17 protein-coding genes are annotated in these 21750 nt (G+C 59.8%); 11 read left to right on the top strand and 6 right to left on the bottom strand.

Features of this window, described 5'->3' with window-relative positions; all coding sequences use genetic code 11:
- Positions 1 to 71: 71 nt before the first annotated feature.
- The 4 genes from F8N49_RS11470 to F8N49_RS11450 all read left to right on the top strand — a co-directional run bounded on the left by F8N49_RS11470 (position 72) and on the right by F8N49_RS11450 (position 4641).
- A complete protein-coding gene (locus F8N49_RS11470) occupies positions 72 to 620 on the top strand; it encodes a hypothetical protein (protein WP_016773342.1) in 549 nt (182 codons plus the stop codon).
- A 105-nt stretch (positions 621 to 725) separates the two neighbouring features.
- On the top strand, positions 726 to 2195 hold the full coding sequence (guaB, locus tag F8N49_RS11465) for an IMP dehydrogenase (protein WP_016773343.1): 1470 nt from the start codon (positions 726 to 728) through the stop codon (positions 2193 to 2195).
- 80 nt (positions 2196 to 2275) lie between these two features.
- Positions 2276 to 3853, top strand: coding sequence for a glutamine-hydrolyzing GMP synthase (guaA, locus tag F8N49_RS11460; protein ID WP_016773344.1), 1578 nt, complete (start codon positions 2276 to 2278; stop codon positions 3851 to 3853).
- Between the two features lie 383 nt (positions 3854 to 4236).
- Positions 4237 to 4641: a type II toxin-antitoxin system death-on-curing family toxin gene (locus F8N49_RS11450; protein WP_122747781.1), complete on the top strand. Its 405-nt coding sequence runs from the start codon at positions 4237 to 4239 to the stop codon at positions 4639 to 4641.
- Between the two features lie 403 nt (positions 4642 to 5044).
- Here F8N49_RS11450 and treR read toward each other — a convergent pair whose 3' ends face one another.
- Complete coding sequence (treR, locus tag F8N49_RS11445) at positions 5045 to 5749, bottom strand: trehalose operon repressor (RefSeq protein ID WP_016773346.1); 705 nt, start codon at positions 5747 to 5749, stop codon at positions 5045 to 5047.
- A 235-nt stretch (positions 5750 to 5984) separates the two neighbouring features.
- Between treR and treP the strand changes: the two genes are divergently transcribed.
- The 7 genes from treP (at position 5985) to tadA (ending at position 15387) form a co-directional block, all read left to right on the top strand.
- Positions 5985 to 7427, top strand: coding sequence for a PTS system trehalose-specific EIIBC component (gene treP, locus F8N49_RS11440; RefSeq protein WP_024014201.1), 1443 nt, complete (start codon positions 5985 to 5987; stop codon positions 7425 to 7427).
- A gap of 116 nt (positions 7428 to 7543) precedes the next feature.
- The gene (gene treC, locus F8N49_RS11435) at positions 7544 to 9190 is read left to right on the top strand and encodes an alpha,alpha-phosphotrehalase (RefSeq protein ID WP_151551473.1); all 1647 of its coding nucleotides are present in this window, start codon (positions 7544 to 7546) and stop codon (positions 9188 to 9190) included.
- Positions 9191 to 9297: 107 nt separating this feature from the next.
- The gene (locus tag F8N49_RS11430; protein ID WP_151551471.1) at positions 9298 to 10521 is read left to right on the top strand and encodes a carbohydrate porin; all 1224 of its coding nucleotides are present in this window, start codon (positions 9298 to 9300) and stop codon (positions 10519 to 10521) included.
- A 50-nt stretch (positions 10522 to 10571) separates the two neighbouring features.
- Positions 10572 to 13100 (top strand): phosphoenolpyruvate--protein phosphotransferase, encoded by a 2529-nt coding sequence (ptsP, locus tag F8N49_RS11425; protein WP_151551469.1) that lies wholly within the window; start codon positions 10572 to 10574, stop codon positions 13098 to 13100.
- 2 nt (positions 13101 to 13102) lie between these two features.
- Positions 13103 to 13393 carry a PTS transporter subunit EIIB gene (locus F8N49_RS11420; protein WP_122706569.1) on the top strand — a complete coding sequence of 97 codons (291 nt, stop codon included), beginning with the start codon at positions 13103 to 13105 and terminating at the stop codon, positions 13391 to 13393.
- A gap of 117 nt (positions 13394 to 13510) precedes the next feature.
- Entirely contained in the window at positions 13511 to 14887 is a 1377-nt protein-coding gene (locus F8N49_RS11415; protein ID WP_071173477.1) for a multicopper oxidase family protein, read from the top strand.
- Positions 14887 to 15387: a tRNA adenosine(34) deaminase TadA gene (tadA, locus tag F8N49_RS11410; RefSeq protein WP_071173476.1), complete on the top strand. Its 501-nt coding sequence runs from the start codon at positions 14887 to 14889 to the stop codon at positions 15385 to 15387. The genes F8N49_RS11415 and tadA overlap by 1 nt, the downstream gene beginning before the upstream one ends.
- Before the next feature lie 166 nt (positions 15388 to 15553).
- Here tadA and cmoB read toward each other — a convergent pair whose 3' ends face one another.
- The 5 genes from cmoB to lon all read right to left on the bottom strand — a co-directional run bounded on the left by cmoB (position 15554) and on the right by lon (position 21739).
- Positions 15554 to 16510, bottom strand: a complete 957-nt coding sequence (cmoB, locus tag F8N49_RS11405) for a tRNA 5-methoxyuridine(34)/uridine 5-oxyacetic acid(34) synthase CmoB (protein WP_151551467.1) — start codon at positions 16508 to 16510, stop codon at positions 15554 to 15556.
- Complete coding sequence (cmoA, locus tag F8N49_RS11400) at positions 16507 to 17250, bottom strand: carboxy-S-adenosyl-L-methionine synthase CmoA (protein WP_016773355.1); 744 nt, start codon at positions 17248 to 17250, stop codon at positions 16507 to 16509. The genes cmoB and cmoA overlap by 4 nt, the downstream gene beginning before the upstream one ends.
- A 208-nt stretch (positions 17251 to 17458) precedes the next feature.
- The gene (locus tag F8N49_RS11395) at positions 17459 to 17851 is read right to left on the bottom strand and encodes a protease inhibitor I42 family protein (protein ID WP_024014192.1); all 393 of its coding nucleotides are present in this window, start codon (positions 17849 to 17851) and stop codon (positions 17459 to 17461) included.
- Positions 17852 to 18150: 299 nt separating this feature from the next.
- Positions 18151 to 19155, bottom strand: a complete 1005-nt coding sequence (locus F8N49_RS11390; RefSeq protein WP_130928481.1) for a hypothetical protein — start codon at positions 19153 to 19155, stop codon at positions 18151 to 18153.
- Positions 19156 to 19324: 169 nt separating this feature from the next.
- The gene (gene lon / locus F8N49_RS11385; RefSeq protein WP_151551465.1) at positions 19325 to 21739 is read right to left on the bottom strand and encodes an endopeptidase La; all 2415 of its coding nucleotides are present in this window, start codon (positions 21737 to 21739) and stop codon (positions 19325 to 19327) included.
- Positions 21740 to 21750: the final 11 nt, after the last annotated feature.

The raw sequence follows: 21750 nt of genomic DNA, 5'->3' as shown, positions 1-21750 counted from the left end.
CATTGGCATGCAATCTCTGTGGGAGCGAGCTTGCTCGCGAAGGCGTCAGAAGTCACACCGCAGGATTTCCCATGAACTCGCAAAGCATCATCGTCCCGAAAATCTCCACCCTGCCGGTGCACGAGCCCCGGGCGCGGGCGATCGTGCGCTGGCTGGTGCGCAAGAACATCATCGAAGAACAGCTGACCACCTGCGGCCGCACCGGCAACCGCATGGCCCACGCCATCGCTGATGGTGCTCGCGCCGTGGTGCTGTACCCCGAAGCGCTGCCGTTCGGCGAGCCGATCAATGGCCTGGAGATCGTCACCAAACGCTGCATCTACACACCGGCCAAGGGCTTTCTCGAGGAGGCTGGTTGCGCCGAGTGCCGCCGCGAAGTGGGCGAGGCGCTGTTCGAAAGTCTTGAAGACTGGTTTCCAGGGCGCACCGACAATTTCACCTGCCCGGAGTGCGGGCACGAGGACGACATCAACGGCTTCCTGTTTTTGCAGGAATGCGCGTTTTCCAACCTCGGCTTCATTTTCAATAATTGGCTGGAGGCCGGGTTCAAGCAGAGCTTTATCGACGAGTTCGCCGATTGGCTCGATCAACCTGTCTCTTGGGTCAAGGTGGAGCTGTAGGGCCGGGCTTTTCCATCTATCAATTAGGCTGAGTTTTACATTGAACAGCAGGGGGTGTCTGACTATAATGGCGCGCTTCCATTTTCCCGCTCGGGAGCCCCCGCGATGCTGCGTATCAGCCAAGAAGCTCTGACATTCGACGACATTCTCCTAGTGCCCGGTTATTCCGAGGTGCTTCCCAACGAAGTCAGTCTCAAGACCCGTCTTACCCGTGGCATCGAACTGAATATTCCTCTGGTTTCTGCCGCCATGGACACCGTTACTGAAGCCCGTCTGGCAATCGCCATGGCTCAGGAAGGTGGCATCGGCATTATCCACAAGAACATGACCATCGAGCAGCAAGCTGCCGAAGTGCGCAAGGTCAAGAAGTTCGAAGCCGGTGTGGTCAAGGATCCCATCACCATCGAGGCCGATGCCACGGTGCGTGATCTGTTCGAACTGACCCGTCTGCACAACATTTCCGGCGTTCCGGTCCTGCACGATGGCGACCTGGTCGGCATCGTCACCTCCCGCGACGTACGTTTCGAAAACCGTCTGGAAGCCACTGTCCGCGAAGTGATGACGCCTAAAGAGCGTCTGGTCACGGTCAAGGAAGGCGCCGACAAGAACGACGTGCGTGAACTGCTGCACAAGCACCGCATCGAGCGCGTGCTGATCGTCGACGACAAATTCGCCCTCAAAGGCATGATGACCGTCAACGACATCGAAAAAGCCAAAGCCTACCCGCTGGCCAGCAAGGACGACCAAGGTCGTCTGCGCGTCGGCGCTGCGGTCGGCACCGGTAAAGACACCGGTGATCGCGTGACAGCACTGGTCAACGCCGGCGTGGACGTGGTGGTGGTCGACACCGCACACGGTCACTCCAAAGGCGTGATCGACCGCGTACGCTGGGTCAAAGAGAACTTCCCTGAAGTGCAGGTGATCGGCGGCAACATCGCCACCGGCGCTGCCGCCAAGGCCCTGGCCGAAGCGGGCGCCGACGCAGTCAAGGTCGGTATCGGCCCTGGCTCGATCTGCACCACCCGTATCGTCGCCGGTGTCGGCGTGCCGCAAATCAGCGCCATCGCCAACGTCGCCGCCGCCCTTGAAGGCACTGGCGTGCCGTTGATCGCCGACGGTGGTATCCGTTTCTCCGGTGACCTGTCCAAGGCCATCGTGGCCGGTGCGTCCTGCGTGATGATGGGCTCGATGTTCGCCGGTACCGAAGAGGCCCCGGGCGAGATCGAACTGTTCCAGGGTCGTTCGTACAAGGCTTATCGCGGCATGGGTTCGCTGGGCGCCATGTCCCAGGCTCAAGGCTCGTCCGACCGTTACTTCCAGGATTCCTCGGCAGGCGCCGAGAAACTGGTTCCGGAAGGTATCGAAGGCCGTGTGCCGTACAAAGGCACCCTGAGCGCGATCATTCACCAGTTGATGGGCGGCCTGCGTTCCTCGATGGGTTACACCGGCAGCGCCAACATCGAAGAAATGCGCACCAAGCCCGAGTTCGTGCGGATCACCGGTGCCGGCATGGCCGAGTCCCACGTTCACGACGTGCAGATCACCAAGGAAGCGCCGAACTACCGCGTAGGTTGAGGCTTCCAGCAAAACGTTAAATCACCGGGGCTGTTCATTCAGCCCCGAGTTGTTTCTGATTCACTACATGAGAATGAGTCATGGCCCTCGACATTCACGCTCACCGCATCCTGATCCTCGACTTCGGTTCGCAATACACCCAGCTGATTGCCCGCCGCGTGCGCGAGATCGGCGTGTACTGCGAACTGCATCCGTTCGACATGGACGAAGATGCGATCCGCGAATTCGCCCCTAAAGGCGTCATCCTCGCCGGCGGCCCCGAGTCCGTGCACGAAGCCAACAGCCCGCGCTGCCCGCAGGCAGTGTTCGACCTGGGCGTTCCGGTATTCGGCATCTGCTACGGCATGCAGACCATGGCCGAGCAACTGGGCGGCAAGGTGGAAGGTTCCGAACTGCGTGAGTTCGGTTACGCCCGCGTTGACGTGGTCGGCAAGAGCCGCCTGCTCGACGGCATCGAAGACCACATTGACGCCGACGGCCTGTTCGGCCTCGACGTGTGGATGAGCCACGGTGACAAAGTCACGAAGATGCCGGAAGACTTCCACATCCTCGCCAGCACCCCAAGCTGCCCGATCGCCGGTATGTTCAACGACGACCGCGCTTACTACGGCGTGCAGTTCCACCCGGAAGTGACCCACACCAAACAGGGCGGTCGCATCCTGTCGCGCTTCGTCCTCGACATCTGCGGCTGTGAAGCCCTGTGGACGCCGTCGAAGATCGCTGAAGACGCCATCGCCAACATCCGCGCCCAGGTCGGCACCGACAACGTGCTGCTGGGCCTGTCCGGCGGCGTTGACTCCTCGGTGGTTGCCGCGCTGCTGCACAAGGCCATCGGCGATCAGCTGACCTGCGTCTTCGTCGACAACGGCCTGCTGCGTCTGCACGAAGGCGAGCAAGTGATGGCCATGTTCGCCGAGAACATGGGCGTCAAGGTGATCCGCGCCAATGCTGAGGAGCAGTTCCTCAACAACCTGGCCGGCGAAGCCGACCCGGAGAAGAAGCGCAAGATCATCGGCCGCACTTTCATCGACGTGTTCGATGCCGAATCGTGCAAGCTGGACAACATCAAGTACCTGGCTCAGGGCACCATCTACCCGGACGTGATCGAGTCGGCTGGCGCGAAAAGCGGCAAGGCCCACGTGATCAAGTCGCACCACAACGTGGGCGGCCTGCCGGAAGAAATGAACCTGAAACTGGTCGAGCCCCTGCGCGAACTGTTCAAGGACGAAGTCCGTCGTCTGGGGCTGGAACTCGGCCTGCCGTACGACATGGTCTACCGTCACCCGTTCCCAGGCCCGGGCCTGGGCGTGCGCATCCTCGGTGAAGTGAAGAAGGAATACGCCGACCTGTTGCGTCGCGCCGACCACATCTTCATCGAAGAACTGCGCAAGGCCGACTGGTACCACAAGGTCAGCCAGGCGTTCGTAGTATTCCAGCCAGTCAAATCGGTCGGCGTGGTCGGTGACGGCCGCCGTTACGCCTGGGTCGTGGCCCTGCGCGCCGTGGAAACCATCGACTTCATGACTGCACGTTGGGCACATCTGCCTTACGAACTGCTGGAAACCGTTTCCGGCCGCATCATCAACGAAATCGAAGGCATCTCGCGCGTTACTTACGACGTGTCGAGCAAGCCGCCGGCGACGATTGAGTGGGAGTGATCCCGCGCCTGAGGGCCTGTACTGACTGACAAAAAGCCCGCTGAGTTGCGGGCTTTTTGTATTGGCAGTTGGATGGATCGACACACAGGCGCTGGCGTAGCGACGGTGCCGTTAGCAATCGGTGCACGACGTAGGAGATGCCTCGATGTACCTGTCTTTCGACTGTGCTACTTTACGAGCAGAAACTGATCAAGTCGTTTGGGGTAAAAATCGATGAACCACAAGCTGAGCACCTATGGCGTATGCATAGTAGATAGGCCCAAAATCAAAGCCACCAAGAAGCTGGACTTGGGAGGCGATCAGGGTAAGCAGATTGTTTACTCAGAAACGAAACTGGTTCTCAGAACTCACCAGAAGACCTTCAAGAAGCTGGCTGACATGTAATGGAACTGATCCACTTTCCATTTGAGCGAGTCATTGAAATAAACACACAGATCTTGACTACTGAGCCCGGCATGAAGGGGCGTGTGAATATTCCCATCTTGCAAGGCGCGCTCGCCAGAATCGACAATGCGATAGCCTATAACGGGCTCGACGATGTATTTGAAATTGCTGCCAAATACACTGCCAGCATCGCGCAAGGCCACGCGTTGCCTGATGCCAACAAGCGCACCGGGCTGGCAGTCGGCTTGGAATATCTCTCGCTCAATGATTATGAAATCACCTTGGACAACGATCTGCTGGCGGATGCCGTCAGAGATTTGGTTACCGGTGAGATCAACGAACATGACTTCGCTGACATTCTTTACTCCTGCTTCAAGGCTTCTCAAAACCAGGGATCGTACTAGTGACGCCTGTTGTGCTCGCTCACTTGATTTGCCTTGGTTCTGGTTGGGCAATGGTGCTTAAGATTCTTCGTCTCTATTGTTAATTAAGTGAAAGTAATCCCGCGGTAAGTTCGATTAACTAAAACCCTTGGTGTGATGCCGAGGGTTTTTTCATTTCGCAGCCTTGGAAACAGGTCAGTCGGCAGGCGGCTTTGCTGCGGCAGGCCAATTTTATCAGGCGCTGGGTCAGTGCAGCGATGTCACGAAACATGAGGCCATGATGCGCGGCATCGCTTGAGCCCAGATATAGCATTGGCCGTTCGGTCCAAGATTCACCCTTTTGAACAATTGTACTGGCGCTGTTGCGACGCACCAGCGTGTATGCGAACCACATATTTTGGACGGGCTCGCTTGCCAGCGGACATTACCGCCGCGCCACATCCGAAAAATAGAACTTGTCCAGCGTATGCCGCGATTCGGTGTACTCGAACTGGCGGCCGTCCTGCAGGAAGGTCTGGTTGCTGACCACGATGACATGGCTCTGGCCGTCGAGATCCAGGTGTTGTTGGTCGTCCTTGCTGGACGGCACGGCTTCGATGGTGCGCTGGGCGTAGGCGATCTGCAGTTGCAGGGTCTGTTCGATGTGGGCGTAGATCGAATGTTCGGCGATGTCTGCTGACAGGTCGGGGATCACGTCGCTGACGAAGTGGTTGATGTCGAGGATGACGCGTTTGCCGTCGATGCGCCGTACCCGCTTGATCCGGGTGATCGGGCTGCCGGGTTCGGCATTGATGTGTTCGAGCAGCGCACCTTCCAGCGGCACCTGACACATTTCGACCACTTCGGTGCTGACGTCGTTGCCCAGTCGCGGGTGGGTCTCCTGGAAGCTGACGATGCCGCCGAGCTGGAATTCGATCGGGTTGGTCGACAGCACGAACGCGCCTTTGCCGTGAATCTTCTGAGCGAAACCGCGCTCCTGCAACTGGTCGATGGCCTTGCGCACCGTGCCACGGCTGGCCTGATAGGTGTCCATCAGTTCGGTTTCGGAAGGCAGCCGGGCGCCGCGCTCCAGGCGCTGGGTGGTGATGCTGGCAAGCAAATCGCTGTAGATCTGGTTGTATTTGCTCATGGCTGGACTCTGTGCCGACGGTGCTCAAAACCCCGAACCTTAAGGGCAGGGTAGGGGTTTGTCCATGCGGACGAAGGAAAACATCTTAGGTCAGAGTAGGAAGAATCCGCGTTTTTCTGACGTTCATCCACGGATGCAAACTCGTACAGACGAGTTGTTGCATTAACTCGTACAGACGAGTATTTTTCGTTTCGGCGTGCTGCCCATAACAACAATCCACGACGGAAGAACAAGCATGAGCCATGACTATCCGAACATCGCCAAGGAGCTGCTGGAAAGCCTTGGTGGCCGTGACAACATCGAGCAGGCGGCGCATTGCGTCACGCGTTTGCGCCTGGCGCTGAAGAACCCCGCGCTGGTGAATGTGGCCGCGCTCAATGGCGTCGATCTGGTCAAGGGTTCGTTCTTCACCGGCGGGTTGTATCAAGTGGTCATCGGCCCGGGTGATGTTGAAAAGGTTTATGCCGAACTGCGCCAGCAGACAGGCCTTGCGGCGTCGACCATCGCCGACGTTAAACAGAAAAGCGCCGAGAAGATAAACGCCATGCAGCGCCTGGTGCGGGTGTTTTCCGATGTGTTCATGCCGATCCTGCCGGCGCTGATCATTGCCGGCCTGTTGATGGGCATCAACAACCTGCTCGGCGCCAAGGGCATGTTCATCGAGGGCCAGACCCTGCTCGATGCCTATCCCAACCTCGACGGGTTGTGGAGCCTGATCAATCTGATGGCCAACACCTCGTTCGTGTTCCTTCCGGCGCTGGTCGGCTGGTCGGCAGCCAAGCGTTTCGGCGGCAGCGAAATCCTCGGCATCGTCCTCGGTCTGATGCTGGTGCACCCGGACCTGCTCAACGCCTGGAATTACGGCAAGGCCGTGGCCGGGCTGGACGGGCAGCAACTGCCGTACTTCGACATCCTCGGCCTGTTCCAGGTGGAAAAGGTCGGCTACCAAGGGCAGATCCTGCCGATCCTGCTGGCGGCGTACGTGATGAGCGTCATCGAGAAATGGCTGCGCGCACGCGTGCCCAACGCGGTGCAGTTGCTGGTGGTGCCGATCACTACCATCGTTGTCACTGGCGTGCTGGCGTTGGCGATCATCGGCCCGGTGACCCGGCATATCGGCATCTACATCACCGAAGGGCTGGTGATGCTGTTCGATCTGGCGCCGTTGGTGGGCGGTCTGATTTTCGGCCTGCTATATGCGCCCCTGGTGATCACCGGCATGCACCACATGTTCCTCGCCGTGGACCTGCAACTGATCTCCAGCCAGGGCGGCACCTTCATCTGGCCTATGATCGTCATGTCCAATCTGGCGCAGGGCAGCGCGGCCCTGGCGGTGTTCTGGATGACGCGCAATGCGCGAGACAAGAGCATGGCCTCGACCTCGGCGATTTCTGCGTATTTCGGCATCACCGAGCCGGCGATGTTCGGCGTCAACCTGCGCTACAAATTCCCGTTTTACGCCGCGCTGGCCGGTTCGGCGCTGGGCTGCATGTTCCTCTCGCTGAACAAGATCCAGGCCTCGGCCATCGGCGTCGGTGGCTTGCCCGGTTTCATCTCGATCGTTCCGCAATTCATCCCGATGTTCGTCATCGGGATGCTGATCGCCATGCTCGTGCCGTTTGCCCTGACCTGCGTGCTGAGCATGAAGATCGTCCGTCCGGGTTACCGGGTTGCCTGAAACTCAACTGTAGGAGCTGCCGGAGGCTGCGATCTTTTGATCTTGCCTTTCAAAATCAAAAGATCGCCGCCTTCGGCAGCTCCTACACGGCTCCAAAATTCAAGAGGAAATCCGCCATGCAAGACTGGCAACGTTCGGTGATCTACCAGATCTACCCGAAGAGCTTTCACAGCCATGCGGGCAACGCCACTGGCGATCTGCTCGGCATCGTCGCCAAGCTCGATTATCTGCAATGGCTGGGAGTCGATTACCTGTGGATCACGCCGTTCCTGCGCTCGCCGCAGCGCGATAACGGCTACGACATCAGCGACTACTACGCGGTCGATCCGAGCTACGGCAGCATGGCCGACTGTGAACTGCTGATCGCCGAAGCGGGCAAACGCGGGATCAAGTTGATGCTCGACATCGTGGTCAACCACACCTCGATCGAGCACGTCTGGTTCCAGCAGGCCCGCAGCAGCCTCGACAACCCTTATCGCGACTTCTATATCTGGCGCGACCAGCCGAACAACTGGGAATCCAAGTTCGGCGGTTCGGCCTGGGAATACGAAGCGCAGACCGGCCAGTACTATCTGCACCTGTTCGACCACACCCAGGCCGACCTCAATTGGGACAACCCCAAGGTCCGCGACGAAGTGTTCAAGATGATGCGTTTCTGGCGCGACAAGGGTGTCGGTGGCTTTCGTCTGGACGTGATCAATCTGATCTCGAAACCGGCGGACTTCCCCGAGGACGACAGCGACGGTCGGCGCTTCTACACCGACGGGCCTAACGTGCATGCGTACTTGCAGCAAATGCACCGCGAAGTCTTCGAAGGGCATGAGCTGATCAACGTCGGCGAGATGTCCTCGACCCGCCTCGAACACTGCATCCGCTACTCCAATCCGCAGTCGAAAGAATTGTCGATGACCTTCAACTTTCATCACTTGAAGGTCGATTACCCGAACCTGCAGAAGTGGGTCCGCGCCGATTTCGACTTCCTCCAGCTCAAGCAGATCCTGTCCGACTGGCAGACCGGCATGCAGGCGGGCGGTGGCTGGAATGCGCTGTTCTGGTGTAATCACGATCAGCCGCGCGTGGTCTCGCGCTTCGGCAACGACGGCGAATACCGCGAGCTGTCGGCGAAGATGCTCGGCACTGCGCTGCACTTTCTGCAGGGCACGCCCTTCGTTTATCAGGGCGAAGAATTGGGCATGACCAATCCGGGGTTCGAGAGCATCGAGCAATACCGTGACGTCGAGACCCTGAATATCTTTCGCCTCAAGCGTGAAGCCGGCACCAGCGACCTCGACAACATGGCGGCGATCATGCAGAAGTCCCGCGACAACGGGCGCACGCCGATGCACTGGCACGCCGGGCACAACGCCGGCTTCACGCGCAGCGAACCATGGATTGGTGTGTCGGCCAATGCCGCACAGATCAATGTCGCGCATCAACTGCACGACCCGGAATCGGTGCTGCATCACTATCGGCGCCTGATCGCTTTACGCCGCACTGAAGCGTTGATCTCCGATGGCATCTATCGCCAACTACTGCCGGAGCATCCACAGGTCTGGGCGTACCTGCGCGAGGGGAAGGGAGAGCGCTTGTTAGTGGTGAACAATTTCTATGGCACCGCCTGTGAGGTCGAGCTACCGGCGCTGATCGACGAAGCCCAGGAGCAGCGCTTGTTGATCAGCAACTACCCGGACTGCCCGCAACGCTCGCGTTTGCTGCAGTTGCGACCTTACGAATCCTTCGTGCTGCACCTGACCGACCCCTGATTTTTTAACTGAATAACAACCTTTGAAAAAACACGCAGAACGCTGCGCGGGGGATTTGTGCGCGCTGAATTCCTGCAACCACACAATAAAAACAACGGGTGGCATATATGAGAGCAACCATAAATTACAGTCTGGCAGTCGCGGGGATTTTTCTGGCAATGCCGACGTCCTCACAGACGCTGGAGTTCGGCGGCTATCTGCGCAGCGGTGTCGGTACTTCGGTCAACAGCGGCAGCCAGTCGTGTTTCCAGTTGCCCGGCGCGCAGACCAAATATCGCCTCGGTAACGAGTGCGAGCAGTACGGTGAGCTCGAGCTGCGCCAGGATCTGTATACCCTCGACGACGGCTCGGTGCTGAGCGTCGACGGCATGGCATCGCTGTACAACCGTTACGACCGCAGCCTGACGTTCAAGGAAGAAAACGGCTCGATTCGCCTGCCGCAGGCGTATGCGCAATGGTCGGCGATGCCCGCGCTCAACGGCGGCTCGCTGTGGGCCGGGCGGCGTTACTACAAACGTAACGACATCCATATTTCCGATTTCTATTACTGGAACCAGAGCGCCACCGGTGCAGGCATTGAAGACGTGTTGCTCGGTGGCCTGAAATACAGCTACGCCTTTTCGCGCAAGGACAACCTTTACCAAAAGGATTACATCAACCGCCACGACTTCAACGTCGGCGGTTTCAACAGTAACCCGGGCGGTGAACTGGAGTTCGGCCTCAGCTACATCGACAAGCCCGACAGTCGCGACGCCCACCGTGGCTGGGCGATTACCACTCAGCACGTGCAGCAGGACTTCCTCGGTGGCAAGAACAAACTGGCGCTGCAATACGGCGAAGGGCCGGGCACCGGATTGGGCTATACCGGTAACGTCAGGCTTGATGACCGCAACAAGAGCTATCGCATCGTCGAGTTCTTCGACTGGCAACTGACGCCACGTTTTGGCGGACAATTCCAGGCGGTGTATCAGAAGGATATTCGTCAGGGCGGCGCCGACCAGAACTGGCTGTCACTCGGCGTGCGCCCGGCCTATGCGCTGAGCGAGCAGTTCAAACTGGTGACCGAACTGGGTCACGATCAGGTCGAGGCGGCGGACGGCACGCGCAAGCTGAGCAAGTTCACCTTCGCGCCGACCTGGTCACCGAAAGGCCCGGAATTCTGGGCGCGGCCCGAGGTGCGTCTGTATTACACCTATGCCAGCTGGAACCAGGCAGCCAAGCGTGCCGCCAACCTGTTGGCCAAAGGTTCGGCGCTGTCCGACACCGGCGCGTTCGGCAACGCACGGCACGGGGCCAATGTCGGGCTGCAGGTTGAATACTGGTGGAAATAAGCAAAGCGGCTGCGACCGCTCATTCAATCAATACAAGCTCAGGTGATGTCATGGCCACACCCCAACAATTGCAGCTGCTGGCTCCTTTATCCGGCGTGCTGATGGCGCTGGACCAGGTGCCCGACCCGGTGTTTGCCGGGCGGATCATCGGCGACGGTTTGTGCATCGACCCGACTTCGTCAACGCTCTGCGCACCGTTGGCCGGTGTGGTCAGCGATGTGCAGACCAGCGGGCACGCGCTCACCATCACCAGTGACGCGGGTGTGCAGGTGTTGATGCATATCGGCCTGGACACGGTGAATCTCGCCGGCGAAGGATTCACCCGCCGCGTTGAAGCGGGGCAGCGGGTCGAAGCAGGGCAGGCGCTGATCGACTTCGATGCTGACTACATTGCCCTGCACGCGCGCAGTTTGTTGACCTTGATGCTGGTGGTCAGCGGCGAGCCGTTCGCTTCACTCGTTGGCTCAACCGGGTTGGTCGAAGTGGGCCAGCCAGTGCTGGACGTCGTGGTCGGGGCAGCCGTCGGCGAATATCCAGCGCCGGTGCCGGGCGACGCGGTGTTCTCGCAGCCGATCAACCTGCCCAATCCCAATGGCCTGCACGCGCGGCCGGCGGCAGTATTTGCCCAGGCGGCCAAAGCATTTTCAGCGACCATCCATCTGCACAAGCTGCAAGCCCAAGCCAACGGCAAGTCCTTGGTGGCAATCATGGCGTTGCAGACGGCCCATGGCGACAGTGTGCAGGTCAGCGCCGAAGGTGAAGATGCCGAGGCAGCGGTCGCGGCGCTGACACGCTTGCTGAACGAAGGCTGCGGCGAAGCGGTGACAGCGCCCGCACCGGTCGAAGCCAACGCAGCAGAAATGCCGAACATCCTGCGCGGTGTCTGCGCCTCGCCCGGTTCGGCGTTGGGACAAGTCATGCAGATCGTCGAAGCATCGCTCACGGTCAACGAGTTCGGCGCCGAGCCGCCAATCGAACTGGAGGCGTTGAGCCAGGCCCTGATCGAAGCCGACATGGCTCTGCAACATCTGCGTGACACCGCCAGCGGCCAGGCGCAGGCGGAGATCTTCAAGGCGCATCAGGAACTGCTGGCCGACCCGAGCCTGCTGGATCAGGCCAGGGCGCTGATTGACGCGGGCAAAAGCGCGGCGTTTGCCTGGAAGACCAGCACCGATGCAACGGCGGCGATGTTTCGCTCGCTGGGCAATGCCTTGCTGGCTGAGCGCGCGGCGGATCTGGATGATGTCGGCCAGCGCGTGCTGAAGCTGATCCTCGGTGTTCACGAGCAGACGCTGGAGTTGCCCGATGACACCATTCTGATCGCCGATCAACTGACTCCTTCACAAACTGCCGGGCTCGATACGCGCAAAGTGCTTGGGTTTGCCACCGTTGGCGGCGGCGCCACCAGCCATGTCGCGATCCTCGCGCGAGCCTGCGGTTTACCGGCGATCTGCGGCATGCCGGCGCAAATGCTCGGCCTCGGCAACGGCACGCGGGTGCTGCTCGATGCCGACAAAGGCGAATTGCAGTTGCACCCGGACGCCGAGTCCATTGATCAATTGCGCACGCGGCATGAGCGCCAGCGCCAGCGTCATCAGCAGGAACTGGCGCAGGCCAGCGAGGCGGCCTGCACCCGTGACGGTCAGCACATCGAAGTCACCGCCAACGTTGCCTCGCAGGAAGAAACCGCCCAGGCCATGGAGCTGGGCGCGAATGGCGTGGGGCTGCTGCGTTCGGAATTTCTCTACCTGGGCCGTCAGCAATCGCCGAGCCATGACGAACAGGTGGCCACTTACAGCGCCATCGCGCGCACCATCGGGCCGGCACACAATTTGGTGGTGCGCACCCTCGATGTCGGTGGCGACAAACCGCTGGCCTACGTGCCGATGGACAGCGAAACCAATCCCTTCCTTGGTTTGCGCGGCATTCGCCTGTGCCTTGAGCGACCGCAACTGTTGCGTGAGCAGTTCCGCGCAATCCTCGCCTGCTGTGAACTGACGCGTCTGCACATCATGTTGCCGATGGTCACGAATCTGGCCGAGCTGCGTCTGGCGCGGCAGATCCTCGAAGAGGAGGCGCGAGTAGTCGGCATTAGGCACATGCCAAAGCTGGGAATCATGATCGAAGTGCCAGCCGCCGCGCTGATGGCCGATGTGCTGGCCCCGCACGTGGATTTTTTCTCCATCGGTACCAACGACCTCACCCAATACACCCTGGCCATGGATCGCGATCATCCGCGTCTGGCCAGTCAGGCGGACAGCTTTCACCCTTCGGTGCTGCGCCTGATCGCGATGACGGTTAAGGCTGCGCATGCCCACGGCAAATGGGTCGGCGTCTGCGGCGCCATGGCGTCTGAACGCCTTGCGGTGCCGTTGCTGCTGGGGCTCGGTGTGGATGAATTGTCGGTAAGCGTGCCGTTGATTCCGGCGATCAAGTCGGCGGTCCGCGAAGTGGATCTGGCCGACTGTCGAATCATCGCCGAACAGGTTTCGAACCTGGAAAGTGCCGCCGACGTGCGCGAAGCCTTGCAGCGGTTTCATGAGGCGAAAGTCGATGCCTCGCCGGTAATGGAGAATTGAACATGTTCGACAAATTGCAGCAGGCATTCTGGAAAGCACTGACGCCGGATCTGGTCTCGGATGAGGTGAAAGCCGTCGCCGAACCGATTGCCGGCCTGAGCGCCGAGATTGTTGCGGCGCTGGGCGGTGTGGATAACCTCAAGTCGCAGCAACCGGTGGCGCTGACCCGGGTACGTGTGGCGCTGCACGACGAGGCCCGTGTCGACCGTCAGGCCCTGAGTGTGGCCGGTGTGGCGGGCGTCATGCCGCTTGAGGGCGGCGTGCTGCACCTGATTACCGGGCTGCGCGCATAAGGCCGACAAGACGTGCGGCCGCAGGTCGCCCTTACTGTTTCTCAACTGCGGGTGTATCGTATTCGCCTTTTGCGGATCCCTCGGGGTCTGTCGCTGATACGTGAGGTAGTTGAGTTCATGTCCTTTACCCGTCGCCAAATCCTCGGTGGCCTGGCCGGTCTTGTTGTCGTTGGCGTGGGCGCGGGAGGCGCGTCGCGTTACTGGCTGGGCAAGATGGCCGACGCCGAGGCCGGCCACGACTATGAACTGATCGCCGCGCCGCTGGATGTCGAGCTGGTGCCGGGGCACAAGACCGAGGCCTGGGCATTCGGCCCGTCGGCGCCGGGCACCGAGTTGCGTGTACGCCAGGGTGAATGGCTGCGGGTGCGTTTCATCAACCATCTGCCGGTGGCGACCACCATCCACTGGCACGGCATCCGCCTGCCGCTGGAAATGGACGGCGTGCCTTATGTGTCGCAACTGCCGGTATTGCCGGGCGAATACTTCGACTACAAATTCCGCGTGCCGGACGCCGGCAGCTATTGGTATCACCCGCATGTCAGCAGCAGCGAGGAACTGGGGCGCGGGCTGGTCGGGCCGCTGATCATCGAAGAACGCGAGCCGACCGGGTTCAAGTACGAGAAAACCCTGAGCCTGAAGAACTGGCACATCGACGAGCAAGGCCAGTTCGTCGAATTCAGCATCCCCCGCGAAGCGGCCCGTGGCGGTACCGCCGGGCGCTTGTCGACGATCAATGGTGTGCCGTTGCCGGTGATTGATCTGCCGGCCGGGCAGATCACCCGGGTGCGTTTGCTCAATCTCGATAATACCCTGACCTATCGCATCAACATCCCCGGTGTCGAAGCGAAGATCTACGCGCTGGATGGCAACCCGGTCGAGCCCCGCCCGTTGGGCAAGGAATACTGGCTCGGCCCCGGCATGCGCATTTGCCTGGCGATCAAGGCCCCGGCGGCGGGTGAAGAGTTGTCGCTGCGCAACGGCCCGGTGCGTCTGGGCACGCTACGTTCAGTCGCCAACACCGACGCGCCGACGGACTGGCCGAAAGCCCTGCCGGCCAACCCGGTGGCCGAGCCGGATCTGGCCAATGCGGAGAAACTCAACTTCAATTTCGAATGGGTCGGCTCGGTCTCGGTGAACACCGAAAACGGCAAACCGCCGAGCCTGTGGCAGATCAACGGCAAGGCCTGGGACATCACCGACAAGACCTGTGCTGACCGACCGATTGCCAGCCTGAAACTGGGTCAGAGCTATATTTTCGAATTGAAGAACATGACCCAGTACCAGCACCCGATCCACCTGCACGGCATGAGCTTCAAGGTGATCGCGTCGAACCGGCACAAAGTCGTGCCGTATTTCACCGACACCTATCTGCTGGGCAAGAACGAGCGTGCGCAAGTGGCGCTGGTGGCGGATAACCCGGGGGTGTGGATGTTCCACTGCCATGTCATCGACCACATGGAAACCGGCCTGATGGCCGCGATCGAGGTGAAGTGATGCGCCAGATCCGCCCGGCGGCGATCATCGACCGCAGCCGCGACCGCGACTTCATGCGCGAAGCCCTGACCCTCGCCGCACAGGGCGCCGCCCTCGGTGAGGTGCCGGTGGGCGCGGTGCTGGTGCACGATGGCGTGATCATCGGTCGCGGCTTCAATTGCCCGATCAGCACCAGCGACCCGAGTGCCCATGCGGAAATGGTCGCGATCCGCGCCGCCGCGCAGGCCGTGGATAACTATCGCCTGCCGGGCAGTACGCTGTATGTGACGCTGGAACCGTGCAGCATGTGCGCCGGGCTGATCGTGCATTCGCGGGTGGCGCGGGTGGTGTACGGCGCGCTGGAACCCAAGGCCGGGATTGTGCAGAGTCAGGGGCAGTTTTTTACCCAGGGATTTTTGAATCACCGGGTGTTGTATGAGGGCGGGGTGCTGGCTGAAGAATGTGGTGCGGTGCTGACCGAGTTTTTCCGCGCCAGGCGCACCAAAAGCCCCTCACCCTAACCCTCTCCCAGAGGGAGAGGGGACCGACCGAGTTGGATGGACCAAATCCGCCGACCTGAAATACCGAGTCGGACGCAAGTTTTGAAAAGCTCAACAATCAGCTCCCTCTCCCTGGGGAGAGGGCTGGGGTGAGGGGCAGGCCCACCGCGGTCATGGGAAAATACGCTTACTTCCTGGCGACGATAACCGCCCGCATCGGCGCCGGCAGCCCTTCAATGGTTTTGCTGTGATCCTCAGGATCCAGAAAATCACTCAGCGACTGATACTTCATCCACTCCGTCCCGCGTTGTTCTTCCACCGTCGTGGTACTGACATCCACACAACGAATATCGCTGAATCCGGCTCTGCGCAGCCACAATTCCAGCGCCGGCACCGACGGCAAAAACCACACGTTGCGCATCTGCGCGTAGCGATCTTCCGGCACCAGCACCTGATGCTTGTCGCCTTCGACCACGAGGGTTTCCAGCACCAGTTCGCCGCCCTTGACCAGGCAATCCTTCAGCGCCAGCAAATGCTCGATCGGCGAGCGACGGTGATAGAACACGCCCATGGAAAATACTGTGTCGAAGCCTTCCAGATTCGGCGGCAGGTCTTCAAACGGGAACGGCAGGTGCCAGGCATTCGGCTCTGACAAGTAACGCTGCACCGCTTGGAACTGGCAGAAGAACAACCAGTTCGGGTCCACACCGATCACGCTGTCGGCGCCGGCGCCGAGCATGCGCCACATGTAGTAGCCGTTGCCGCAACCGACATCAAGGATGCGTTTGCCCTTCAGGTCGAGGTGCGGAGAGACCCGCGACCACTTCCAGTCCGAACGCCATTCGGTGTCGACATGCACACCGAACAGGTCGAACGGCCCTTTGCGCCATGGCGAGAGGCCCATCAGCGCGGTGCGTATCTGCGCGCGGGTGTCGTCGTCGCAATCGGTGTCGAGTTTCAGGCCGTTGAGCAGGTCGATTTCGCTTGGCTGGATTTTCGGCAAGGCGTCCAGCGCACTTTGCCAGCGCTCCAGATCGCCGTGGCCCTTCTCCATTTTCTTGTCGAGTTGCGCTTGCAGGGTGTTGGCCCATTCGGCCAGCGGGGTACCGGCCAGACGGCGGGCGAGGGGGGACAGATCAATCATGGCAAGGCAATCAACGAGGCAAAGTTAAGACACTGGAACCACGGCACGACTTTCGAGAACCCGGCGGCCAGCAGGCGTTCGCGGTGTTCTTCGAGGCTGTCGGGCTTCATGACGTTTTCGATGGCGCTGCGCTTCTGGGCGATTTCCAGTTCGCTGTAGCCGTTGGCGCGTTTGAACGCCACGTGCAGGTCGGTGAGCAGGGCGTGTTCTTCGGCATCGTTGAAGCGCAGCTTTTCCGAGAGAATCAGCGCGCCGCCGGGCAACAACGATTGGCGAATGCGCGAGAGCAACGCGGTGCGCTGGTCCGGTGCGATGAATTGCAGGGTGAAGTTCAGCGCCACCACCGAGGCCGGTTGAAACTCCAGCGCGAGGATATCGCCCTCGATCACCTCGACTGGCAGCAATTCCTGAAACATCGAATCCTGACCATTGAGGTACTCACGGCAACGCTCGACCATCGCCGCCGAGTTATCCACAGCGATGACCCGGCAACCGTCAGTGCGCACATGACGGCGCAGGGCTTGAGTGACTGCGCCGAGCGACGAACCGAGGTCGTAGAGCACGCTGTTCGGCTGGGCGAACTGCGCCGCGAGCACGCCGAGGTTCTCGACGATGGTCGGGTAACCCGGCACCGAGCGCTTGATCATGTCCGGGAACACCCGCACCACGTCTTCATTGAAGGCGAAGTCAGGCACCTGGGCCAAAGGCTGGGCGAATAGGCGATCGGGTTCTTTGCTCACGGCGGCGTCCGGCGGTGTCGGTGGAAAAGGCCGGCATTTTAGCCAAAGTGGGGCGGGGATGCTTGAGTTGTCTGATAAAGCACCGAGAGGGGTGTAATTTCTCGCCGTCAGGGATATGGCTTTCGCGAGCAGGCTCGCTCCCACAGGGGATCGCGGTGTCCTGTGGGAGCGAGGCTGCTCGCGAAGAGGCCAGCGCGGTTTCCCGCCGTCAGTTCACCGAAATGGCGCAGTCAAAGGTTTCCACTGGCAGCACTTCCGGAGCCCACGGTTGTTGCGAAGTCAGGCGCAAACGCCCGGTGCCGGCCGCGAAGGCCTGGAAGCGCCAGGTCGAAACCCCCGCTGCGCCCACCACGCCGGCATCTTCCGGATTGCTGTAAACCTCCGGGCTGAGCGCGCGCAACACGCCGCCAGCCGAATCCTGAATCGCCCAGCGGTAGCCGGTGGTCGGGTTGCTTGGCAGGCTGATGATCAGGTTTTGCCCGACGTTGAGCCGCACGGGGCATTCGCTTTGTTTTTCCACAGTCACGTTGTGTTTCGGTTGCGTGGCGCAGGCCGCCAGCAAGGAAAGGGCGAGGGGGAGAAACAGGCGAGTGGGGGACATAAGGTCAGCAGCTCCGGCGGTTACGACGAACGGCGAGCATAACTGAAGATGAGACAAAGTGTGACAGTCAGGGAGAGGGGTGTTGCAAGAGCTGACGCCTTCGCGAGCAGGCTCGCTCCCACAGTGATCAGCAGTGTCGACAGATTTTGTGTTCACTGCATCACCGTGTGGGAGCGAGCCTGCTTGCGAAGGAGGTATAGCAATGATCATCAGAAGAGAACCCTCGCCGCGTCCCCAAGCTTCTCAACGAAACGCACGGTATCGCCTGTCTCTGCTGATGAAGACATGGGTTGCCTCAGTCAATCCTTGGCCAGGTAAATATCGAAATCTGCGTTGATGTTCAAAATCAACCCGTTGGGTGTTTTGGCTTTTACCAACAAGGTCTTCGCGTGGTAGCGACGTTCATCGGTAACTTCCAGTTCAAGCGTTGCTTCAAGTATGTCCAGGCTCCAATTTATATATCCATCGCCCACGTAGCGCATTTCGCTATATTGCAACAGCGTAAATGGGCCCCCCACGCTTGGATAGTGATAGGTTCCAGAAGTGATTTCTTTCTTCAGGTGAACTGAAAATGAGCGCGCATCACTGGTTATATAAGTGTCTTGGTAAACTGTTCCGCTTTGGGTGTTGAAGTTAATGTCTTCCAGAAAAAATGCATCAGTGTAGTTTAGGCCCGAAGAGTGAAATGGAGCTCGTGCAAATGACGTTTCGCCCGGTTCCGCAGAAACAGGAAACGTCGCGTTGAATTCTCCGGTCAGGTTTTGCAATCTCGTGCTTGCTGGAGTTCTTTTAGACTGCATGCTGCTTGAAACTGTCGGACTGCTGTTGAAGGTCACTAGAACGTCAAAGCGCGACGTGATTCCAAGGATTTCTCCGTTGATCAGCACTTCGAATCGGAGCTCACCAGAGTAACGGCGCCCGTCTTCAGTAATGCTCAACTCAAGTTCAGCCTTGGTTGCCTTGTGAACCACGAAGTTGAAATTGGTGTCGGAGTTTTGAAATTCTCCATAGGTTACCTGGACCACTGAAGCGTCCCGCGGAAATACGTAGGTGCCCGATGCGATCTCTGATTTAAGCGTAATGCCTATGCTTCGATGGTCGCTGGTTGTCGTGGGTAATGGCTGCGTGCCCGAGTTGCTATCAAAGTTCAGATACTCAAGGGATCTGGCCATTCGGTTGTGCACTGTCTGCGAGTGATAGGGATAGCGTGCTTCGCCTGGATCGCCGGGTCTGGTGAATGAAGCTTCGAAGCGTCCGCAAAGGTTATGCATGTAGCGGGTATGAAGCGCGTTGTGATTGTTCATCAGGTACTCACGAGTAGACGACAAATAGAACAATCAGTGTGGGTAGTGCGCATGAAAAAAAGTACTGTCAGAGTTGACAGTACTTTAGATTCCTATGCTTGGATCTGACTGGTTTTAACAGCAGATTCATATAAGCGCTGCGGTACGCCCCGCAGCACTTAAACTCGCGTTAGAACAAGACTTTCGCCACATCCGCAAACCGCTTGGCAAAGTGCACGGTAATCCCTTCCTTCAGATAATCCGGCAATTCCTCAAAGTTACCCCGGTTCGGCTCCGGCAGAATCAGCTCGAAAATCTTCTGCCGGCGCGCTGCGATCACTTTCTCGCGCACGCCGCCGATCGGCAGTACATGCCCGGTCAGGGTCAGTTCGCCGGTCATCGCCACGCCTTTTTTCGGTGGCTGATTACGTGCGAGGGAGAGCAGGGCGCTGGCCATGGTTACGCCGGCGCTCGGGCCGTCCTTCGGCGTTGCGCCTTCGGGTACGTGCAGGTGGACGAAGGCTTCGTCGAAGAACTTCGCGTCACCACCAAACTGCTTGAGGTGCGAGCTGACGTAGCTGTAGGCGATCTCCGCCGATTCCTTCATTACATCGCCGAGTTGCCCTGTGAGCTTGAAGCCACGATTCAAGGTATGAATCCGCGTGGCCTCGATCGGCAAGGTCGCGCCGCCCATGCTGGTCCAGGCCAGGCCGGTAATCACGCCGGTGCCGGACAGCACTTGTTCGTTGCGGAATACGGGATGACCCAGCGAGGCTTCAAGGTCTTTCGGGCCGAGTTTGATTACCGCTTTCGGATCCTCGATCAGCTTCATCACCGCTTTGCGCACCAGTTTGCCCATCTGCTTTTCCAGCTGCCGCACGCCGGCTTCACGGGCATAGCCGTCGATCAGGGCTTTGAGCGCGGTGTCGCTGATGCTCAGGCTGCCTTTTGATACGCCGGCCTTTTCCAGCAGTTTCGGCCACAGGTGACGCTTGGCGATGGCGACTTTTTCTTCGGTGATGTAGCCGGACAGGCGAATCACTTCCATTCGGTCCAGCAACGGGCCGGGGATCGAGTCGAGGGTGTTGGCGGTGCAGACGAACAGCACCTTCGACAGATCCATGCGCAGGTCGAGGTAGTGGTCGAGGAATTCGACGTTCTGCTCAGGATCGAGGGTTTCCAGCAGCGCCGAGGCCGGGTCGCCCTGATAGCTCTGGCCCATCTTGTCGATCTCGTCGAGCATGATCACCGGGTTCATCACTTCGACGTCTTTCAACGCCTGCACCAGTTTGCCCGGCTGGGCGCCGATGTAGGTGCGGCGATGGCCCTTGATCTCGGCTTCATCGCGCATGCCGCCGACGCTGAAGCGGTAGAACGGCCGGCCGAGGGATTCGGCAATGGATTTGCCGACGCTGGTCTTACCCACGCCTGGCGGGCCGACCAGCAACACGATCGAGCCGCTGATCTCGCCTTTGTACGCACCAACAGCGAGGAATTCGAGGATGCGATCCTTGATGTCGTCCAGACCGGCGTGATGCTTGTCGAGGATTTTGCGCGCGTGCTTGAGGTCGAGTTTGTCCTCGCCGTACACGCCCCACGGCACCGATGTTGCCCAGTCCAGATAATTGCGCGTGACCGCGTACTCCGGCGAGCCGGTTTCCAGGATCGACAGTTTGTGGGTTTCTTCTTCGAGGCGTTTCTGCACCTGCGCCGGCAGGGTTTTACCTTCCAGACGCTGTTGGAACTGTTCGAGGTCGGCGCTGCGGTCGTCCTTGGTCAGGCCGAGTTCCTGCTGGATGACCTTGAGCTGTTCCTTGAGGAAAAACTCGCGCTGATGCTCGCCGATCTTGCGGTTAACTTCAGCGGAAATCTCTTTTTGCAGACGCGCTACTTCGACTTCCTTGCGCAGCATCGGCAGGACTTTCTCCATGCGCTTGAGCATCGGCACGCAGTCGAGCACTTCTTGCAGCTCGGGTCCGGTGGCGGAGGTCAGGGCGGCGGCGAAGTCGGTCAGCGGCGACGGGTCGTTGGGGCTGAAGCGGTTGAGGTAATTTTTCAGCTCTTCGCTGTACAGCGGGTTGAGCGGCAGCAGCTCCTTGATCGCATTGATCAGCGCCATGCCGTAGGCCTTGACCTCGTCGGTCGGCTCGGTGGGCTGGTGCGGGTATTCGACTTCGACCAGGTACGGCGGGCGATGGTGCTTGAGCCAGGTCTTGATGCGCACACGGCTCAGGCCCTGGGCGACAAATTGCAGTTTGCCGTTTTCGCGGCTGGCGTGGTGGACCTTGACCAGCGTGCCGTATTCGGGGAGGGCGCCGGTGTCGAAATGGCGCGGGTCTTCCTGGGGCGTGTCCATGAAGAACAGGGCCAGGGAGTGGTGTTCGGATTTGCTGACCAGTTCGAGGGTTTCGGCCCACGGCTCTTCATTGACGATGACCGGCAGGACCTGGGCCGGGAAGAACGGACGGTTGTGGATCGGGATGATGTAGACCTTGTCCGGCAGGTTTTGCCCGGGCAGTGCCAGGCCGGTGCCGGAGGAGGTGTGTTCGATGTGGTCGGTTTCGTAATCGTCGTGGTTGTCCGGGCGATCTTGCTGGTAGGTCATGGGGCACCTGC

Origin of the sequence: Pseudomonas sp. GXM4, from assembly GCF_008923895.1 — a bacterium.
Classification (GTDB): Bacteria; Pseudomonadota; Gammaproteobacteria; order Pseudomonadales; family Pseudomonadaceae; genus Aquipseudomonas; species Aquipseudomonas atacamensis.
The sequence above is the reverse complement of the archived record's forward strand: the minus strand, read 5'-3'. Positions and strand labels throughout refer to the sequence as shown.